This window comes from Pseudomonas sp. GW821-FHT12A04, assembly GCF_058807755.1.
In genome coordinates this window covers 186,639-205,047 of sequence record NZ_JBXAQZ010000012.1, presented here as the reverse complement: position 1 = coordinate 205,047, position 18,409 = coordinate 186,639, and the positions used below count along the sequence as shown (strand labels likewise).

Annotated in this window: 17 protein-coding genes; 9 read left to right on the top strand and 8 right to left on the bottom strand. The window is 59.9% G+C overall.

The window, feature by feature from the left end; genetic code table 11:
• Positions 1-34 precede the first annotated feature (34 nt).
• The gene (locus AC1RS8_RS19985) at positions 35-811 is read right to left on the bottom strand and encodes a ferredoxin--NADP reductase (RefSeq protein WP_218497989.1); all 777 of its coding nucleotides are present in this window, start codon (positions 809-811) and stop codon (positions 35-37) included.
• A 306-nt stretch (positions 812-1,117) separates the two neighbouring features.
• Here AC1RS8_RS19985 and AC1RS8_RS19980 point away from each other — a divergent pair, with 306 nt between their 5' ends.
• Positions 1,118-1,831 (top strand): autoinducer binding domain-containing protein, encoded by a 714-nt coding sequence (locus tag AC1RS8_RS19980; RefSeq protein ID WP_429522112.1) that lies wholly within the window; start codon positions 1,118-1,120, stop codon positions 1,829-1,831.
• Positions 1,832-2,006: 175 nt separating this feature from the next.
• A complete protein-coding gene (locus AC1RS8_RS19975) occupies positions 2,007-3,131 on the top strand; it encodes a methyltransferase (RefSeq protein ID WP_057713214.1) in 1,125 nt (374 codons plus the stop codon).
• Between the two features lie 66 nt (positions 3,132-3,197).
• Here AC1RS8_RS19975 and AC1RS8_RS19970 read toward each other — a convergent pair whose 3' ends face one another.
• From AC1RS8_RS19970 to AC1RS8_RS19960, 3 genes are all read right to left on the bottom strand, one after another.
• Positions 3,198-3,365, bottom strand: a complete 168-nt coding sequence (locus tag AC1RS8_RS19970; protein WP_090451518.1) for a DUF2474 domain-containing protein — start codon at positions 3,363-3,365, stop codon at positions 3,198-3,200.
• Positions 3,366-3,451: 86 nt separating this feature from the next.
• Complete coding sequence (cydB, locus tag AC1RS8_RS19965) at positions 3,452-4,459, bottom strand: cytochrome d ubiquinol oxidase subunit II (RefSeq protein WP_056728750.1); 1,008 nt, start codon at positions 4,457-4,459, stop codon at positions 3,452-3,454.
• A gap of 3 nt (positions 4,460-4,462) precedes the next feature.
• Positions 4,463-5,899 carry a cytochrome ubiquinol oxidase subunit I gene (locus AC1RS8_RS19960; RefSeq protein WP_057713213.1) on the bottom strand — a complete coding sequence of 479 codons (1,437 nt, stop codon included), beginning with the start codon at positions 5,897-5,899 and terminating at the stop codon, positions 4,463-4,465.
• A gap of 472 nt (positions 5,900-6,371) precedes the next feature.
• On the opposite strand from AC1RS8_RS19960, the gene AC1RS8_RS19955 reads away from it, so the two are divergent.
• Positions 6,372-7,622, top strand: a complete 1,251-nt coding sequence (locus tag AC1RS8_RS19955; RefSeq protein ID WP_489339258.1) for an MFS transporter — start codon at positions 6,372-6,374, stop codon at positions 7,620-7,622.
• Positions 7,623-7,628: 6 nt separating this feature from the next.
• Here the strand turns inward: AC1RS8_RS19955 and AC1RS8_RS19950 are convergent, their stop codons facing one another.
• Together AC1RS8_RS19950 and AC1RS8_RS19945 are read right to left on the bottom strand one after the other, a co-directional pair.
• The gene (locus AC1RS8_RS19950) at positions 7,629-8,180 is read right to left on the bottom strand and encodes a DJ-1 family glyoxalase III (RefSeq protein ID WP_223500295.1); all 552 of its coding nucleotides are present in this window, start codon (positions 8,178-8,180) and stop codon (positions 7,629-7,631) included.
• Between the two features lie 67 nt (positions 8,181-8,247).
• Entirely contained in the window at positions 8,248-8,694 is a 447-nt protein-coding gene (locus AC1RS8_RS19945) for a DUF4879 domain-containing protein (RefSeq protein ID WP_057716560.1), read from the bottom strand.
• A gap of 222 nt (positions 8,695-8,916) precedes the next feature.
• Between AC1RS8_RS19945 and AC1RS8_RS19940 the strand changes: the two genes are divergently transcribed.
• From AC1RS8_RS19940 to AC1RS8_RS19920, 5 genes are all read left to right on the top strand, one after another.
• The gene (locus tag AC1RS8_RS19940; RefSeq protein WP_008050771.1) at positions 8,917-10,212 is read left to right on the top strand and encodes an NCS2 family permease; all 1,296 of its coding nucleotides are present in this window, start codon (positions 8,917-8,919) and stop codon (positions 10,210-10,212) included.
• Positions 10,209-11,288 carry a tRNA (uridine(54)-C5)-methyltransferase TrmA gene (gene trmA / locus AC1RS8_RS19935; RefSeq protein ID WP_489339259.1) on the top strand — a complete coding sequence of 360 codons (1,080 nt, stop codon included), beginning with the start codon at positions 10,209-10,211 and terminating at the stop codon, positions 11,286-11,288. Before AC1RS8_RS19940 ends, trmA begins: the two co-directional genes overlap by 4 nt.
• Before the next feature lie 113 nt (positions 11,289-11,401).
• Entirely contained in the window at positions 11,402-12,313 is a 912-nt protein-coding gene (locus tag AC1RS8_RS19930; RefSeq protein ID WP_090451530.1) for a LysR family transcriptional regulator, read from the top strand.
• A 140-nt stretch (positions 12,314-12,453) separates the two neighbouring features.
• On the top strand, positions 12,454-12,894 hold the full coding sequence (gene aroQ, locus AC1RS8_RS19925) for a type II 3-dehydroquinate dehydratase (RefSeq protein ID WP_090451531.1): 441 nt from the start codon (positions 12,454-12,456) through the stop codon (positions 12,892-12,894).
• 5 nt (positions 12,895-12,899) lie between these two features.
• Complete coding sequence (locus AC1RS8_RS19920) at positions 12,900-13,754, top strand: shikimate dehydrogenase (RefSeq protein WP_057716559.1); 855 nt, start codon at positions 12,900-12,902, stop codon at positions 13,752-13,754.
• A gap of 36 nt (positions 13,755-13,790) precedes the next feature.
• Here AC1RS8_RS19920 and AC1RS8_RS19915 read toward each other — a convergent pair whose 3' ends face one another.
• Both AC1RS8_RS19915 and quiC read right to left on the bottom strand, forming a co-directional pair.
• Entirely contained in the window at positions 13,791-14,468 is a 678-nt protein-coding gene (locus AC1RS8_RS19915) for a TetR/AcrR family transcriptional regulator (RefSeq protein WP_057713206.1), read from the bottom strand.
• 102 nt (positions 14,469-14,570) lie between these two features.
• The gene (gene quiC / locus AC1RS8_RS19910) at positions 14,571-16,472 is read right to left on the bottom strand and encodes a 3-dehydroshikimate dehydratase QuiC (RefSeq protein WP_489339260.1); all 1,902 of its coding nucleotides are present in this window, start codon (positions 16,470-16,472) and stop codon (positions 14,571-14,573) included.
• 505 nt (positions 16,473-16,977) lie between these two features.
• On the opposite strand from quiC, the gene AC1RS8_RS19905 reads away from it, so the two are divergent.
• Positions 16,978-18,315 carry an MFS transporter gene (locus AC1RS8_RS19905; RefSeq protein WP_057713204.1) on the top strand — a complete coding sequence of 446 codons (1,338 nt, stop codon included), beginning with the start codon at positions 16,978-16,980 and terminating at the stop codon, positions 18,313-18,315.
• Positions 18,316-18,409: the final 94 nt, after the last annotated feature.

Here is an 18,409-nt window from a genome sequence, read left to right as displayed (position 1 = left end):
AGCAAAAAAACGGCGCCTTCGAGGCGCCTTTTTTTTACCAGAAATTTTCCACTGCCACCTGACCAGGTCGCCGGCTGAGGCTCAAGTGCATGTCCCGCTGTTTAAGCAGCTTGCGCGTATCATCGATCATCTGCGGATTGCCGCACAGCATGACCCGTGAATGCTCAGGCGTCAGCGCAACACCCGCGACCCGCTCCAGTTCGCCGTTTTCAATCAGCGCGGTGATCCGCCCGTTCAATGAGCCGGGATGCTGTTCACGAGTGACCGTGGTGATCAATTGCAGTTTATGGGCGTACTCCGCCAGATAATCACGCTTCGCCAGCCCTGCGATCAGCTCCTGATACGCCAGTTCCCGGGCTTCGCGAACGCTGTAGACCAGAACGATCCGCTCGAATCGCTCCCAGACTTCGAAATCCTGGAGTATCGACAGGAACGGCGCGATGCCCGTGCCTGTGGATAACAACCACAGATCACGCCCATCGACAAACCGGTCCAGCGTCAGATAACCGAAGGCTTGGCGGTCGACCAGCAATGCATCGCCAACACCCAGTCGGCTCAGCTCGCTGGTGAACTCACCGCCCGGTACGACAATGGAAAAGTACTCGAGGAACTCGTCAAAAGGCGAGGACACCATGGAATAGGCGCGCCATACCGTGCTGCCGTCAGCCTTGGTGACGCCCAACCGGGCAAACTGCCCCGCCCGAAAACGAAACCCTGCATCCCGGGTGGCACGCAAGGTAAACAGGCTCTGGGTCAGCGGATGAACCTCAAGCAAGGTCTGACGGGTAAATTTTTCTTCACTGACGGACATGGAAGGCTCCAATCAAAAGACACCCCAGTGTCCCGCAAAGAAAGCAGCGTAACCACCGACAGTTTGTAGTGACATTAATCTGCACTAGTGACTGTTTACCAAATGTGGCGCATACCCATCATTATAAAATGACATATGGCATTTTATATCCCATCGATTGCCTAAGAACCTGAAATACACTTTTCCAACAGTCAAAAGAGCAAAATTGTCGCAGCATCACCGTAGGAATTATCCTACACTTCGTGACGTGCCGAATCTTGGATCCAAGATCGCACCCAGAAGAAACGGTGATGGAGAGACCCTTGTATGGAAATCTGGAAGGAGTCACAGCTCAAGCAATTGTCACACACGCAAGAGATCAAAACCGCCTATCGAATCGCGCTCAACTTCGCTAGAAACCTTGGATATAAATTTTGTGGCTTTTCAATTACTTCGAACTCAGTCGGAGTCGATAGCAGTGCGGTGAACCTGAATAATTTCCCCCATGAGTGGAACACTCAATATGAAAAAAACAACGCCACGCAAATAGATCCGATAGTGGCGCATTGCAATCGTTCAACGCTGCCTGTTCTCTGGAGCGAAGAGCTTTTTTCCAAGACGCCATGGCTATGGCACTTGCTGCAGCAACAAGGTTTGCAGCATGGCTGGTCCCAGGCGATCTCTGATGAGGAAACCGGTCAGCGCAGTATTCTCAGCCTGGCCAGAAGCCACTGCCCGATTTCAGCCTATGAGCTGTACGAGCATCTTGGATTCTCGGTGTTCATCACTCGCCATTTGCACGCGCTGGCGATCGCAAGGCAACCGAGAAAACCGGCTCACCCCCAGGCTGCCCCCTTGTCACGGCGGGAACTCGAAGTATTGAAACTGTCGGCCGATGGCAAGACGGCCTATGAAATTGCCAGGATCCTCAGTTTGAGTGAACGCACAATCAACTTTCATGTGCACAGGGCTATCGAGAAGCTCGGCGTCAACAACAAGATGGCGGCCGTCATCGCCGCGGCCCGGTCCGGAGCCATCTGAAAGCGCCCGGCTGCGGGAAAACCTGCGAGTAATCCAGGCAAAAAAAACGTACCATTTGCGGTCCCTCCTGAGTGATGGCGTGTAAACCTTCACGACGTATTACACTCGGACGGCTCCGCCCGCTCCACCGCCTTCGGGCAGCGGGACATCCGTTGATTACCCAGAGCCCCGCCCCATGCCTTTGCTCGAAACACCCTTCGCCAGCCTCGACCTGATCCGCCAGCCCGAACAGCAGAATGAACCGCTGCAAGCTTTCGATGCGGCCGATGAATACCTGCTCAATCATCTGGCCGAACAGCAGCCGGCTTCGGACACCCGGGTATTGGTGCTCAATGACAGTTTCGGCGCGTTGGCGGCCAGCCTGGTGGGCAAGGTGCGGGTGGTCAGCAGCGGTGATTCGTTCCTGGCTTTCCAGGGTCTGGAAAAGAACCTGGTGCGCAACGGCCTGGCCTTTGATGCTGTGCCGAGCGTACCCGCCAGCGAAACCCCTGCCGGGCCGTTCGACTGCGTGCTGATCCGTGTACCGAAAACCCTGGCCCTGCTGGAGGAACAACTGATCCGCCTGCAAGGTCAACTGGCACCTGGCGCCCAAGTGGTTGCCGCAGCCATGATCAAGCATTTGCCCCGGGCGGCGGGCGACTTGCTGGAGCGTTACATCGGCCCCGTGCAAGCCTCGTTGGCGGTGAAGAAGGCGCGGCTATTGATTGCCACCGCTGAAGACAAAACCCCGGCGGTGTCGCCCTACCCAACGCGATACAGACTCGACGAACCGGCCATCGAACTGCTCAACCACGCCAATGTGTTTTGCCGCGAAGGCCTGGACATCGGTACCCGGGCGTTTTTGCCACACCTGCCGAAAAACCTCGGTTCGGCGCGGGTCGCCGATCTCGGTTGCGGCAACGGCGTCCTGGCCATCGCCAGTGCCCTGCAAAACCCCGAGGCCCACTACACACTGGTGGACGAGTCGTACATGGCCGTGCAATCGGCCTCCGAAAACTGGCGCGCAGCGCTGGGTGAACGGGAAGTGATCGTGCGCGCCGGTGATGGCCTGGCCGGCCAGGAACCGCAATCGCTTGACGTCGTGCTGTGCAATCCACCGTTTCACCAGCAACAGGTGGTGGGCGACTTCCTGGCCTGGCGGATGTTCCAGCAGGCCCGCGAAGCGCTGGTCGTAGGCGGCGCGCTGTATATCGTCGGCAATCGTCACCTGGGCTACCACAGCAAGCTGGCGCGATTGTTCCGGGGTGTGGAGCAAGTGGCGGCCAATCCGAAATTCGTGATCCTCAAGGCGCGCAAGTAACAGGCAAAAAAAAACCCTCCGGTAGGAGGGTCGTAAATCCGTGCCTCGAGGCCACGGGAGAGATATTCAGTGCGTGGTCAGGCCGGCTGCGCTCATGAACAGACGCATCAGGCTGGCGACGATGAACAGGGCGCCCACGCTGCCGACCCAGATCAGGGCCAACCAACCGAGCCGCTGCCACAGCGGCTTTTTTTCGGCTTCTTCAATGTCGTGCAGGGAATGTTTGCCGTTCATTGATAAATCCTCCGATGTAGATCAATGGCGTCTGTCAGGACGCCATCGCGAGCAAGCTCGCTCCCACAGATTCGTTGTGCAGCAGACTAGTGGTAACCATCTTCATGGGTGACCTTGCCGCGGAACACGTAGTAGCTCCAGAAGGTGTAGCCCAGGATGAACGGGATGATGAACAGCGTGCCCACCAGCATGAAGCCCTGGCTTTGCGGCGGCGCGGCGGCGTCCCAGATCGAGATCGACGGCGGGATGATGTTCGGCCACAGACTGATGCCCAACCCGCTGTAACCGAGGAAGATCAACACCAGAGTCAGCAGGAACGGCGTGTAATGCGCGTTGCGGGCCACGGCGCGGATCAGTCCGTACATCGTCACCAGCACCAGGATCGGCACCGGCATGAACCAGAACAGATTTGGCATGGTGAACCAGCGTGCGGCGATATCCGTGTGGGCCAACGGGGTCCAGATGCTGACAATACCGATCACCGCCAGCAGCACGAAGGCCAATGGCCGTGCCAGGTCATGCATCTGCTCCTGCAACTTGCCTTCGGTCTTCATGATCAGCCAGGTGCAACCGAGCAAGGCATACGCCACGACCAGCGCCGCACCACAGAACATCGTGAACGGTGTCAGCCAGTCCAGTGAACCACCGGCGAACTGCCGATTGACCACAGGCAGCCCGTCGATGAACGCGCCAAGCGCAACGCCCTGGAAGAACGTCGCAGTGACCGAGCCACCGATGAACGCCTTGTCCCACAGATGGCGCTTGTCGTCCCTGGCCTTGAAGCGAAACTCGAAGGCCACGCCGCGGAAGATCAACCCGATCAACATCAGGATCAGCGGCAGGTACAACGCCGAGAGCACCACCGAATAGGCCAACGGAAACGCGCCGAACAACGCCGCGCCACCCAACACCAGCCAGGTCTCGTTGCCGTCCCAGACCGGGGCGACGGTGTTCATCATCACATCACGATCGGTCTTGCCCGGAATGAACGGGAAGAGAATCCCGATGCCCAGGTCGAAACCGTCCATGACCACGTACATCATGATGCCGAAGATGATGATCACGGCCCAGATCAGCGGAAGATCAATACCCATGATTCAAATCTCCTTGGTCAGGCTGTGGCCGGCATCGGCGTGATCGTCGTCGGCGGCGGACAGCGGCCGGGCCGGTGTGCGCTTCTGGCCGGGGCCACCGTCGTTGGTTTCCTTGCCTTCGTCGATCTTCGGCCCCTTGCGCACCAGGCGCATCATGTAGCCAAGACCGGCGCCAAACAGCGCGAAATAAACCACGACAAACAGGATCAGGGTGATGCTCATCTGCATGAAGCTATGGTTGGACGACGCATCCGCCGTACGCATCAGACCATAGACCACCCAAGGCTGACGGCCGATTTCCGTGGTGAACCAGCCGGCGAGAATCGCGATCAGGCCGGACGGCCCCATCCACAGCGCCAGGTACAGGAACGGCCGCGAGGTGTAGAGGGTGTCGCGCTTGCGCAGCCACAGGCTCCACAATCCGGTGAAGATCATCAGCAAGCCCAGCCCCACCATGATCCGGAACGACCAGAACACGATGGTCGAATTCGGCCGGTCTTCAGGCGGGAACTCCTTGAGCGCCGGCACCTGTTTATCCAGGGAGTGCGTGAGAATCAGGCTACCCAGGTACGGGATTTCGACAGCGAATTTGGTCTTCTCCTCCTTCATGTCCGGCCAGCCGAACAGGATCAACGGCGTCGCCTCGTCGCCCTTGTTTTCCCAGTGGCCTTCGATGGCGGCGATTTTCGCCGGCTGATGCTTGAGCGTATTTAGACCGTGGAAGTCGCCGATGACCGCCTGTATCGGCGCGACGATCAATGCCATCCACATGGCCATCGAGAGCATTTTGCGGATCGCCGGGTTGTCCTTGCCGCGCAGCAAATGCCAGGCCGCGGAGGAGCCGACGAAGAAGGCCGTGGCGACGAAGGCTGCCGTGGCCATGTGCATCAGGCGATACGGGAACGAAGGGTTGAAGATAATCGCCAGCCAGTCGGTGGGGATGACCTGACCGTTGACGATCTCGAAGCCCTGAGGGGTCTGCATCCAGCTGTTGGAAGCGAGAATCCAGAACGTGGAGATCAACGTACCAATGGCCACCATCACGGTGGCGAAGAAGTGCAGGCCACGCCCGACCTTGTTCCAGCCAAACAGCATGACACCGAGGAACCCGGCCTCGAGGAAGAATGCAGTGAGCACTTCATAGGTCAGCAACGGCCCGGTCACGGAACCGGCGAAGTCCGAGAAGCGGCTCCAGTTGGTGCCGAACTGATAGGCCATAACCAGCCCGGAAACCACCCCCATGCCGAAGTTGACGGCAAAGATCTTCGACCAGAAATGGTAGAGGTCGCGGTAGGTGTCGTTATGGGTTTTCAGCCACAGGCCTTCGAGTACCGCCAGGTAACTCGCCAGGCCGATGGTGATGGCCGGAAACAGGATGTGGAACGAGATGGTGAACGCGAACTGAATTCGGGCGAGATCAAGTGCCTCTAAACCGAACATAAGTCTTCCTCTGTCAGGTAGTACGGCTGCCGGCTGGAAGCCTGCACCCACGGCCCCCACGGATATGGAGTGTGGCGAATCTCTGTTTGTTCTTTTTTTTGCACGCATCACAACGCAGGGAGTCTGGCCTTGCGGCCGCCGGATCAATTCCTTTTGTGGGTTTTGATCTGGATCAATCAACGTTGAAAGAGTAGTCCCAATTTCGGGGATGAACCGCGTGGTCTTTTGCCGCGTGACAAGTTGCCTCACGGCCGGGGTAACAGGCAGAAACATATCTCCTTGTGGGAGCGAGCTTGCTCGCGAAGGGGGCATCAGCTTCAACATCAATGTCGACTGACACTCAGCCTTCGCGAGCAAGCCCGCTCCCACATGAAAATCGATGTCTGGCTAACTAAATCTTTTGTCACGGCAACTTTTTGTTACAGGTTGGTGATAATCTCGCCACTCCCCTCTCCCCCAGATCTTCCCGCAGATGCCCAGCCAAGAGCCCTTGCTGTTACGTCACCATCGCCCTTTTCTCGCGTTCTGGCTGGCCCGGGTATTTACCGCCAGCGGCTTCCAGATGCTCACCGTGGCCATCGGCTGGAACCTGTACCAACTGACCGGCAATGTGCTCGACCTGGGTCTGGTCGGCCTGGTCGAGTTCGCCCCGCGCGTACTGTTCATGCTGCACACAGGGCACGTCGCCGACCGTTATGACCGGCGCAAGGTCGCGGCGATCTGCCAGTCCCTCCAGGCATTGATCGCCCTGTCGCTGGCCATCGGCAGCGCCACCGACCATGTCACCCGGGAAATGATCTTTATCCTGGCCTTCCTGCTCGGTGCCGCTCGCTCCTTTGAAATGCCGACCACCCAGGCCCTGTTGCCCAGCATCGTGCCCAGCGCGTTGTTTCCCCGTGCAGTGGCCGCCGCACAATCGGCCCAGCAATCGGCAACCATCGTCGCTCCAGCCCTCGGCGGCTTGCTCTACGCCTTCGGCAGCGTCTGGGTGTATGGCCCGACGGTGCTTTTGTATGTCATCGCCTGCTCGCTGATGCTCAACCTGCCGGCCCAACAAACCCCGCTGAACAAGGGCAAGGCCACGCTGGACTCACTGCTGGCGGGCATTCGCTTCATCCGCAGTCGTCCGGACATTCTCGGGGCGATCTCCCTCGATCTGTTTGCGGTGCTATTGGGTGGCGCCACAGCGCTGCTGCCGGTGTTCGCCAAGGACATTCTGCTGACTGGCCCGTGGGGGCTTGGCCTGCTGCGCTCGGCGCCGGCGGTAGGCGCGCTGCTGATGTCGCTGTTCCTGGCGCGGTTTGCCGTGGAACGCAACGTCGGACGGGTGATGTTCACGGCCGTGGGCATCTTCGGCGTGGCGACCATCGCCTTCGGCCTGTCGACCTCGTTCTGGTTTTCCCTGGCGGTGTTGGTGGTGTTGGGCGCGGCAGACATGATCAGCATGGTGATCCGCGCCTCGTTCGTTCAACTGGAAACCCCGGACGAAATGCGCGGCCGGGTCAGCGCCGTCAATGGACTGTTCATCGGTGCCTCGAACCAGTTGGGCGAATTCGAATCGGGACTGACTGCCCACTGGTTCGGCACCGTGCCAGCGGTGGTCATGGGCGGGATCGGCACGCTGGTGGTGACCGGGGTGTGGGTCAAACTGTTCCCGACACTGGCCAGCCGCGATCGCATGCACGTGGCTAAAGATGAAGAGAAGGAAGAGGCGAAGGTCTGACACTCTCTAAACGAGCAACTCCCCCGCCACGGCCATACGAGTGGCTTTTCCGCAGAGTTGTTCCACCAGCGCCAGGGCAAATGCCAATGCGCCAGCCGAGCCCTGGGCGGTGATGCAGTTGCCATCGACCACTACCGGTTGATCGACGAAGTTACAGCCCAGCAGTTGATGGCTGGCCGAAGGCAGGCAGGTCATGCGCCGTTGACGCAATACGCCAAAGGCCTGCAGTGCCACGGCGGGCGCTTCGGCGATGCCGGCGAACAGGCGACCGGCCGCCGCCTGATCCTTGACCAATTGTTGCAGGGGTTGGTGGGCTGCCAGGTGCTGCGAACCCACCGCTCCACCGGGCAAGGCAATCAGGTCGAAGGGTTGCGCCAGCAAGTCCACCAACATCGCATCGGACGTCAGGCGAGTGCCGCGGGCGCAAGTGAGCATGCGCCGCCCTTCGATACTGGCCACCACCACTTCTATTTTGGCGCGGCGCAGCACGTCGATCAGGGTCACGGTTTGCAGGTCGTCGGTGCCCTCGGCAAGGGCAATCAAGGCTCTAAAGGTCATCGGGTACTGTCCACGGAATGATCTTTTAAGCGTAGTCAGCTTTCTGACCCTTGTTCGATACGTGCGGTTACTGGATATAAAGCTGCGTCGACATCGTATTGCCGGGCGCGTTGATCGAGGTATTGCTGAAGGTCAGCGTGCCTTCCTGCTTGCCCGCCAGATCGAGGGCATACAAATAGCCGACGGTTTTTTCCCCGGGAGTGCAGCTGGTCAGGTTGCCGTTCTTGAACGCACAAACTGGTGTGCGGGTGCCATTCACCTCGAAACCGTCCAGAGCGACATGGGCCTCACGCCCATAACCCACTTCCAGCAAGTAGACCATGATGTTCGGGCCAATGTGATCGCAGCGAGTTCGGGTTTGCCCTTCGTCGATGCTCTCGACACCACAGGACGGCGACGCGACCTTGAGCACTTTCAATTGCGTCAGAGGTGGAGCCGAGGCCGCCACGGCCGTTTGCGCCCCGAGAAACAACGCCCCCCCTATTCCGAGGGCGGCAACCAGACGCTTTTTCATGCAGGACCCATCCACCCCAAAAAACCAGCGCGCAGTATGGCGCACTTGGCTTTGTCGCAAAACATCGACGACGATCACCGCCAAAGCAGCCATATTCCCAAGCTACTGGTATGATGCGCGGCTTTTTCCGGCCCACAGTAATTTCCAGGCGCGTTCTGCTGCCTGTGCTTTGCTGTTGAGGTCGATACATTCACGGCGCCCGGCGCGCCACGGGGAGCAGACATGCTGGAAAGGCTGTTTCAACTCAAGGCACACAACACCAACGTGCGGACCGAGATTCTGGCGGGCGTCACGACCTTTTTGGCCATGGCCTACATTCTGTTCGTCAACCCGAGCATCCTCGGCGAGACCGGCATGGACAAGGGCGCAGTGTTTGTCGCCACCTGTCTGGCAGCGGCCATCGGCTCGACGACCATGGGCCTGATCGCCAACTACCCGATCGCCCTCGCACCGGGCATGGGACTGAACGCCTTTTTTACCTACACCGTGGTCCTGCACATGGGCCATACCTGGCAAGTGGCGCTGGGCGCGGTGTTCATCTCGGCGGTGTGCTTCTTCCTGCTGTCGATCTTCCGCATCCGTGAATGGATCATCAACAGCATCCCGTTGCCGCTGCGCTCGGCGATTGCCGCCGGCATCGGCCTGTTCCTGGCGCTGATCGCCCTGCACAACGCCGGCATCGTGGTCAGCAACCCGGCGACCATGGTCGGCCTCGGTGACCTGAAACAACCGGCCCCGATCCTCGCCACCCTCGGTTTTGCCCTGATCGTCGCCCTCGAAGCCCTTGCCGTGCGCGGCGCAGTGCTGATCGGCATTCTGGTGGTGACCATCATTTCCATCGTGATGGGCTTCACCCCGTTCGGCGGCGTGATGTCGATGCCGCCATCGCTGGCCCCGACCTTCCTGCAACTGGACATCAAGGGTGCACTGGACATCGGTCTGGTCAGCGTGATCTTCGCCTTCCTGTTCGTCGATCTGTTCGACAACTCCGGCACCCTGATCGGTGTGGCCAAGCGCGCCGGTCTGATGCGCAAGGACGGTCACATGCCGAAAATGGGCCGTGCCCTGATCGCCGACAGCACCGCCGCCATGGCCGGTTCCCTGCTGGGCACCTCGACCACCACCAGTTACATCGAATCCGCAGCTGGCGTGAGTGCCGGCGGCCGCACCGGCTTGACCGCCATCGTGGTGGCGTTCCTGTTCCTGCTGGCGCTGTTCTTCTCGCCACTGGCCGCCAGCGTTCCGGCCTTCGCCACCGCGCCGGCACTGCTGTTCGTCGCCGTGTTGATGACATCCGGCCTGGCCGAAATAGACTGGGACGACATTACCGTCGCCGCGCCGGTGGTGATCACCGCGCTGGCAATGCCGTTCACTTACTCCATCGCCAATGGCATCGCCTTCGGTTTCATTTCCTGGACCGCCATCAAGCTGATGTCCGGTCGTGGCCGTGAGCTGAACCCGGCGCTGGTGATCCTGTCGATTCTGTTCGTGATCAAGCTGGGTTGGTTCAACGCATGACTTTTGATTCCCAGGCCTACGCCGTTCAGCTCGAAGAAAAGGTCACGCGCCTGCGTGACCTGCTGGCCCCGTTCGATGCACCGGAGCCAGCCGTTTTCGATTCGCCGCTGAAAAACTTCCGCTTGCGCGCCGAGTTCCGCCTGTGGCGCGAGGCAGGCGAGCGCCATTACGCGATGTTTTCCCAGGAAGACAAACGCACGCCAATCCTGATCGAAGAGTTCCCGATTGCCAGCCTGCGCATCAACCAGTTGATGCCGCAGCTGAAGGCAGCGTGGCAAGCCAGTGCGCCCCTGAGCCACAAGCTGTTCCAGGTGGAGTTCCTGACCACTCTGGCCGGCGACGCGATGATCACCCAGTGCTATCACCGCCCGCTGGACGAGCACTGGCATGCAGCGGCGTCGAAACTGGCGACGGACCTGAACGTCAGCATCATCGGCCGCTCCAAGGGCAAGCGCGAAGTCATCGGTCACGATTACGTGGTCGAGAAGCTGGAAGTCGGCGGCCGCACCTTCAGCTATCGCCAGCCTGAAGGCGCGTTCACCCAGCCCAACGGCACGGTGAACCAGAAGATGCTCAACTGGGCATACGATGCGCTCGGCGATCGCTCCGATGATTTGCTGGAGCTGTACTGCGGCAACGGCAACTTCACCCTGCCCCTCGCCACCCGCGTGCGCAAGGTGCTGGCCACCGAAATCAGCAAGACCTCGGTCAACGCGGCCTTGAGCAATCTCAGCGAAAACGCGGTAGATAACGTCACCTTGGTGCGTTTGTCCGCCGAAGAGCTGACCGAAGCCCTGAACGAAGTCCGTCCGTTCCGCCGCCTGCACGGCATCGACCTCAAGAGCTACGAGTTCGGTAGCGTCTTTGTCGACCCGCCCCGCGCCGGCATGGACCCGGACACCTGCGAGCTGACCCGGCGCTTCGACAACATCCTGTACATCTCCTGCAACCCGCAGACCCTGGCAGCCAACATCGCCCAACTGCACGACACCCACCGCATCAGCCGATGCGCGATGTTCGACCAGTTCCCGTGGACCCATCACATGGAATCCGGGGTGATGCTGACCCGGCGTTGATGGCAAGCGCACCCACAAATAAGCCGTCCTCGTGACGGTTTTTTTGTATTCGTGCGCGCAAGACTGATAAATACTGGTCCAGTTTCTTCATCTGATCCCCGGTGTAATCAATCATGCAGCGACAATTCGACGATCTTCAGTTGGGCAGCATCGAGCTGTTTTGCCTGGCCGCCGAGGCCGGCAGTTTTACTGCCGCGGCGCTGGTGGCGGGTGTCACCCCCGCTGCCGTGAGCCGTTCGGTGTCGCGCATGGAAGAACGCCTTGGTGTGCGCCTGTTCGCGCGCACCACGCGTAGTGTGAAGCTGACCGACAGTGGTCGCCGTTATTACGAAGAATGTCGCCAGGCCCTTGCGCAACTGGTCGAGGCCCAGCGCGAGGTGATGGGCCAGCAGCAAGTGCCGTCCGGTACGTTGCGCATCAGTATTCCGACCACCTACGCGCATCATCGAATTCTGCCGCTGTTGCCCGAATTTCGGGCGCGCTATCCGGCGGTGAAGGTCGAGTCGCACATCAGTAATCGCAACATCGATTTCGTCGGCGAAGGCTACGACATGGCGATTCGCGTGCGAGCCATCCCGGATTCCGGCCTGATCGCCCGACCGTTGGAAGATGCCGCCCTGGTGATGATCGCCAGTCCTGATTACCTGAAACGGGCCGGCACTCCGCAAACCCTCGACGACCTCGAAAACCACGAATGCATCCAGTACGAATTGCCCAGCAGCGGCCGACGCATTGCCTGGCTGTTCAACGATGAAGGCGTGCCCCGGGAGATTCTGGCCGAGGGCAACCTCAGTTGCTCCGATGATGTGCTGGGCGGTGTGACCCTGGCCAAACACGGGGCGGGGTTGTTTCAGACCTACCGGTTTATCGTTGAAAAGGAACTGGCCGACGGCTCGCTGGTGGAAGTGCTCAAGCCCTATGGCGGGCGATCGCGGCCGTTTACCTTGCTGTACCCGCAAAGTCGCCATGTACCGCTGCGCTTGAGGGCGTTTATCGATTTCCTCGTGGAGCACCTGCCGCGCTGACCTGCGAAAGTGTCCGATCACCGCCCACAAACAGCCTGCATACCTTCACTTCAATTGACCAAATTAACTAGTTAGTACAATTTATCTCCACAGGCTGAAGCCCTCGGCCGATTCCAAAAATAACAAGTGGAGAGATTCCGATGCCCCCTATCGTTCTGGTGCTCAACGGCCCGAACCTGAACCTGCTCGGCACCCGTGAACCGGCGACTTACGGCCACGAAACCCTGGCAGACATTTCGGCCCTGTGCGCACGCGCCGCCGAAGAGTTCGGCCTGGCGGTGGAGTTTCGCCAGACCAACCATGAAGGCGAATTGCTCGACTGGATTCACGCCGCCCGCGGTCGCTGCGCCGGGATCGTCATCAATCCTGCCGCGTGGACCCACACCTCGGTCGCCATCCGCGACGCCCTGGTCGCCAGCGAACTGCCGGTGATCGAAGTCCACCTGTCCAACGTGCACGCCCGCGAGCCCTTCCGCCACCATTCGTTCGTATCCGCCATTGCAACGGCGGTGATGGCCGGTTTTGGCAGTCATGGCTATCGCCTGGCGCTGGAACACTTCAGTCATCGTTTGAAGGGGTGATCGCCGTGACTCAGAACCACGTGATACTGGCCGGGTTGATTGGCGCCGGCATCCAGGCTTCCCGCACACCGGCCATGCACGAGCATGAAGGCGATGCCCAGGGGCTGCGCTACCTGTATCGCCTGATTGATCTTGATCAGTTGAAGCTCGACAGCAACGCCCTGCCCGACCTGTTGATGGCTGCCGAGCGCATGAACTACACCGGGCTGAACATAACCTTTCCATGCAAGCAGGCGATCATCCCGCTGCTCGACGAACTCTCGCCGGAGGCCCGCGGTATCGGTGCGGTCAACACGGTGGTGCTCAAGGATGGCAAACGCATCGGCCACAACACCGATTGCCTGGGCTTTGCCGAGGGGTTTCGCCGGGGTTTGAAAGGCGTTGCCGTTGAACGTGTCGTACAGATGGGCGCTGGTGGCGCAGGTGCGGCGGTGGCCCACGCGTTGTTGAGCGAAGGCGTACAACAGCTGAGCATTTTTGACGTGGACATCCGCCGCGCCCAGGATCTGGCTGACAACCTCAATCAGCATTTCGGTGTCAGTCGGGCGGTGGCCGGGTATGATCTGCCCGACGCCATGGCCCAGGCTGACGGCCTGGTGAACACCACGCCGATGGGCATGAAAAAACTGCCGGGCATGCCCGTGCCGGTCGAGCTGCTGCGGGCCGAATTGTGGGTGGCGGAGATCGTTTACTTCCCACTGGAAACCGAACTGCTGCGCAACGCCCGCGCCCTCGGTTGCCGGACGCTGGACGGCGGCAACATGGCGGTGTTTCAGGCGGTCAAAGCATTCGAGTTGTTCAGCGGCGTAGTCCCGGATGCCCAGCGGATGCTTGAGCATTTCCAGAGCATGAATGACTGAATGAGTGAAGTGAGGGGGCAACCCCCTCACCTCGCCTCAGGCTTGCAGGTACCGCAGAACCGACTCGCAAATCATCTCCCGATGACGCTGCTTGATACGTTCGTCCGGCAGGTCGATCTGAAAAATCTCACCAAAGGTGTGGCGGTTCGAGACGCGATAGAAGCAGAACGAACTGATCAGCAAATGCACGTCCAGCGGATCAAGCCCGGTACGGAACAGCCCCTGCTCGGCGCCGCGACGCAGAATCTCGCCCAGTGAATCGAGGATAGTGTTGTTCATCGCCTTGATCGCATCGGAGCGCTTCACGTACTCGGCGTTGTGAATGTTCTCGATACTGACGATGCGCACGAAATCGACGTTGCGATCATGGTGATCGAAGGTGAACTCCACCAGCCGCCGAATGGCTTCGACCGGCGCCAGCTCTGCCAGGTGCAGGCGATTTTCGGTGTTGCGGATATCGCCGTAGAGTTTCTCCAGCACCTCGACGTAGAGCTGTTCCTTACTGCCGAAGTAGTAATAGATCATGCGCTTGGAGGTGTGGATACGCTCGGCGATGGCATCGACGCGGGCACCGGAAAGCCCCTGCTGGACGAATTCGACAATCGCCTCCTGCAGGATGTTTTCGCGGGTCTTTTCCGGGTTGTTCTTGCGACTCTTGCGCGGCTCGGCACCAGGTTCTACGGAGGCTGCGGGGAGTTCTGAAGTCATTGTCATTGCGGGCTCACGGCCATCACTGCACAGGCTGGCGATTATGGGCTGCGCGGCACAGTGAAGGAAGCCGCGCGGCCCACGTTTAATCCCGCGTTTACGAATTACCTACAACTTCGCCTGGCGCAATGCACCGCTACGGGATTTGGCCATGGCCGCCAGGCGCACCGCGACGTTGGCCGCGCCGTAGCCGGCATAACCGTTTTTACGCTGGATGATCTCGAAGAAGAACCGCCCCTCGAACGGCTCGGTGTACACATGAAACAGTTCACCGCCCTGGGCGTCGCGGTCGTACAACACATTGTAGTAGGCCAGCTCACTGAGGAACTCGTCGTCGAAATCGAACCGCGCCGCCAGGTCATCGTAGTAGTTGAGCGGAATATCCAACAGCGGCACGCCCGCCTCTTTTGCACGGCTGACCTGGGCAAAGATGTCATCACAATCAAACGCGATGTGGTGCACGCCGGAGCCGCGATAACTCGACAGCGCGTGTGAGATCGCGGTGTTGCGGTTCTCGGAAATGTTCAGTGGCAGGCGGATCGAACTGTCCCGGCTACGCAAGGCACGGCTCTTCACCAGACCATAAGGATCCGGCAGCACGACTTCATCGTCTGCCTCGAAATCCAGCAGGCTCTTATAGAACAGCACCCAGCTGTCGAGGCTGTCGGCCGGCAGCGCCATGGCCATGTGGTCGATGCGCTTGAGGCCACCGCTGACCGGTGCATCCGCCAGCAGATTGAAGTCGGTACCGTAGACGTCGGCATCCTGGTCCACCAGATAAATCAGGCTGCCATCCGGCGCACGCACCGCCGCCAGTTCCAGTTCATTGGGGCCCACCAGCCCGCGATAGGGTTGACCCTTGTAGGCCACGGCTCGGGCCAGCGCACTGGCGCTGTCCTTGACCCGCACGGCGGTAGCGCACAACGAAGGGCCGTGGGCTTCGAAAAAGCTGTGGCCGAAGGAGTAAGGTTCGGAGTTGAGGATCAAATTGATATCGCCCTGGCGCATCAGGCTGACGCTCTTGGAACGATGCTGCCCGGCCTTGACGAAACCCAGTCGCTCAAGCCAATGCGAGAGCTTGGCGCCGAGGCTTTCGTCCACGGCGAACTCGAGAAACTCGATGCCGTTGTACTCACTGGCCTTGGGCGTTTCGAACAGAATCTCAGCGTTGGCCGCAGGCTTGGCTTCCTGGGCCAGACGCTCGCGGGTTTTCTCTTCCAGATACAGCAACGAACGCAAGCCGTCGGCGGCGTTGGCTCGTGGCGGCGCGGCGCGGAAGCCATCGTTGAAGATTTCCAGCGACAGAGGCCCGGTATAGCCACTCTTGATGATTGGCGCGAGGAAGCCCGGCAAGTCGAATTCACCCTGGCCCGGGAAGCAGCGAAAATGCCGGCTCCACTCCAGCACGTCCATGGCCAGGATCGGCGCGTCAGCCATTTGCACGAAGAAAATCTTGTCGCCGGGAATCTCGGCGATAGCACTTGGATCGCCCTTGAGCGACAGGGTGTGAAAGCTGTCCAGCAACACGCCGAGGCTTGGGTGATCGGCCTGACGCACTATGTTCCACACCTGTTGCCAGGTGTTCACATGCCGGCCCCAGGCCAGTGCTTCGTAGCCGATGCGCAGGCCACGTGCCCCGGCACGCTCGGCCAGCAGTCGCAAGTCGTCGACCAGAACCTGTTCATCACCGATGGACTCGGCCGAGGCATTGCTGCACACCAGCACCAGGTCAGTGCCCAGCTCCTGCATCAGGTCGAATTTGCGCTCGGCGCGTTCCAGGTTGCGCGACAGGCGATCGCGGCGGCAGCCTTCGAAATCACGGAACGGTTGAAACAGGGTGATGGCGATCCCGAGATCGGCGCACATCTGTTTAATTTCCCGTGGACTACCGTCGTAGTAGAGAAGGTCGTTCTCGAAAATCTCGACGCCGTCGAACCCGGCGGCGGCAATGGCTTCGAGTTTTTCCGGCAGGGTACCGCTCAAGGATACGGTGGCAATGGAACGCTGCATGTTTCGGCTCCCGGTGGAGGCTTCGGCTACAGGGAATTTGCGCCGCTTTTAAAAGAGTGGATGGATTATTGAGCTGGTCGATGCATTGAGCAATTTAAAGTGTACTACCCAGTTAGTTTTGCGTGCGATTATCGAACACAATGGCCGATAGCGAATTGACGATTTTTTGTTCACTGCGCAACATCAACACCACATTGGGTCCGGTCTTGAAGTCGTCGGCCCCGGTCAACAAGACCCAGAACACCACATAAAAATTTCAAAAAACGGGTATACGCTCATGCGCTCATTCAACGCCTTGCTCACTCGCTCTACCGTCATTACGCCTTGCCTGGCGTCCATCCGAACCCCGCGCTCCGCCGGCACAAACGTGCCGCTCGCTGAATAACCCGTCAGCCGACGAACACAGCCGATCAGCCCTTTCGCGCACGCCGCGACAGACCGATTGATCACGCGCCCTTGAAGTCACGACGAGCCCCGCTTGTCAGTCATTGAACGGATGGCACACATGATTCCTTCTCAAAGTTCTCGCATGGCACCTGCCATGAGCACCGCCACAGGTGGCATCGGCGACAAAATCCGCGGCGCCATGGCAGTCGGCAAAACCCGTTGGGGCATGCTGGCACTGGTGTTTTTCGCCACCACCCTGAACTACATCGACCGCGCCGCCTTGGGCGTGATGCAGCCTATCCTGGCCAAGGAAATGAGCTGGACGGCGATGGACTACGCCAACATCAACTTCTGGTTCCAGGTCGGTTACGCCATCGGTTTCGTGCTGCAAGGCCGTTTGATCGACCGGGTCGGCGTCAAGCGCGTGTTCTTCTGCGCCGTGCTGCTCTGGAGCCTGGCGACCGGTGCCCACGGCCTGGCCACTTCGGCGGTCGGCTTCATGGTCTGCCGCTTCATCCTCGGCCTGACCGAAGCGGCCAACTACCCGGCCTGCGTGAAAACCACGCGCCTGTGGTTCCCGGCCGGTGAACGTGCGGTAGCCACCGGTATTTTCAATGCCGGGACCAACGTCGGCGCGATGTTCACGCCGATGCTGCTGCCACTGATCCTGCACGTCTGGGGCTGGCAAGCCGCGTTCCTGTGCATGGCATCACTGGGCGGGATCTGGCTGTTGTTCTGGGGTTTGAAGTACTTCAACCCGGAAGACCACCCGAGCGTGAAACAGTCGGAGCTGGACTACATCCAGAAAGAAGTCGAGCCGGAACAAACCCGCGTACCGTTCTCGAAAATCCTGCGCATGCGCGGCACCTGGGCCTTCGCCCTCGCCTACTCGATCACCGCACCGGTGTTCTGGTTCTACCTGTACTGGCTGCCGCCGTTCCTCAACCAGCAATACAACCTGGGCATCAACGTCACCCAGATGGGTATCCCGCTGATCATCATCTACCTCACTGCCGACTTCGGTAGCGTTGGCGGCGGCATCCTCTCCTCGTTCCTGATCGGTCGCGGCGTCAACCCGATCAAGGCGCGACTGATGTCCATGTTCCTGTTCGCCTGCTGCATCATCGGCGTGATCATGGCGGCCGGTTCCAGCAACCTGTGGGTCGCGGTGGCCGCCATCTCCCTGGCCATCGGCGCGCACCAGGCCTGGACCGCGAACATCTGGAGCCTGGTGATGGACTACACGCCCAAGCACATGATGAGTACGGTGTTCGGCTTCGGTGGCATGTGTGCGGCGATTGGCGGGATGTTCATGACCCAACTGGTCGGCCACATCCTGACCATCACCAACAACAACTACACCGTGCTGTTCACCATGATTCCGGCGATGTACTTCATTGCGCTGATCTGGATGTACTTCATGGCACCGCGCAAGATTCCGACCGTCACCGAATAACGTTCAGCGCAATCCCCCCTGTAGGAGCGAGCCCTGCTCGCGATGCGATGGGTCAGTGACATCTATGCTGACTGACCCACCGTCATCGCGAGCA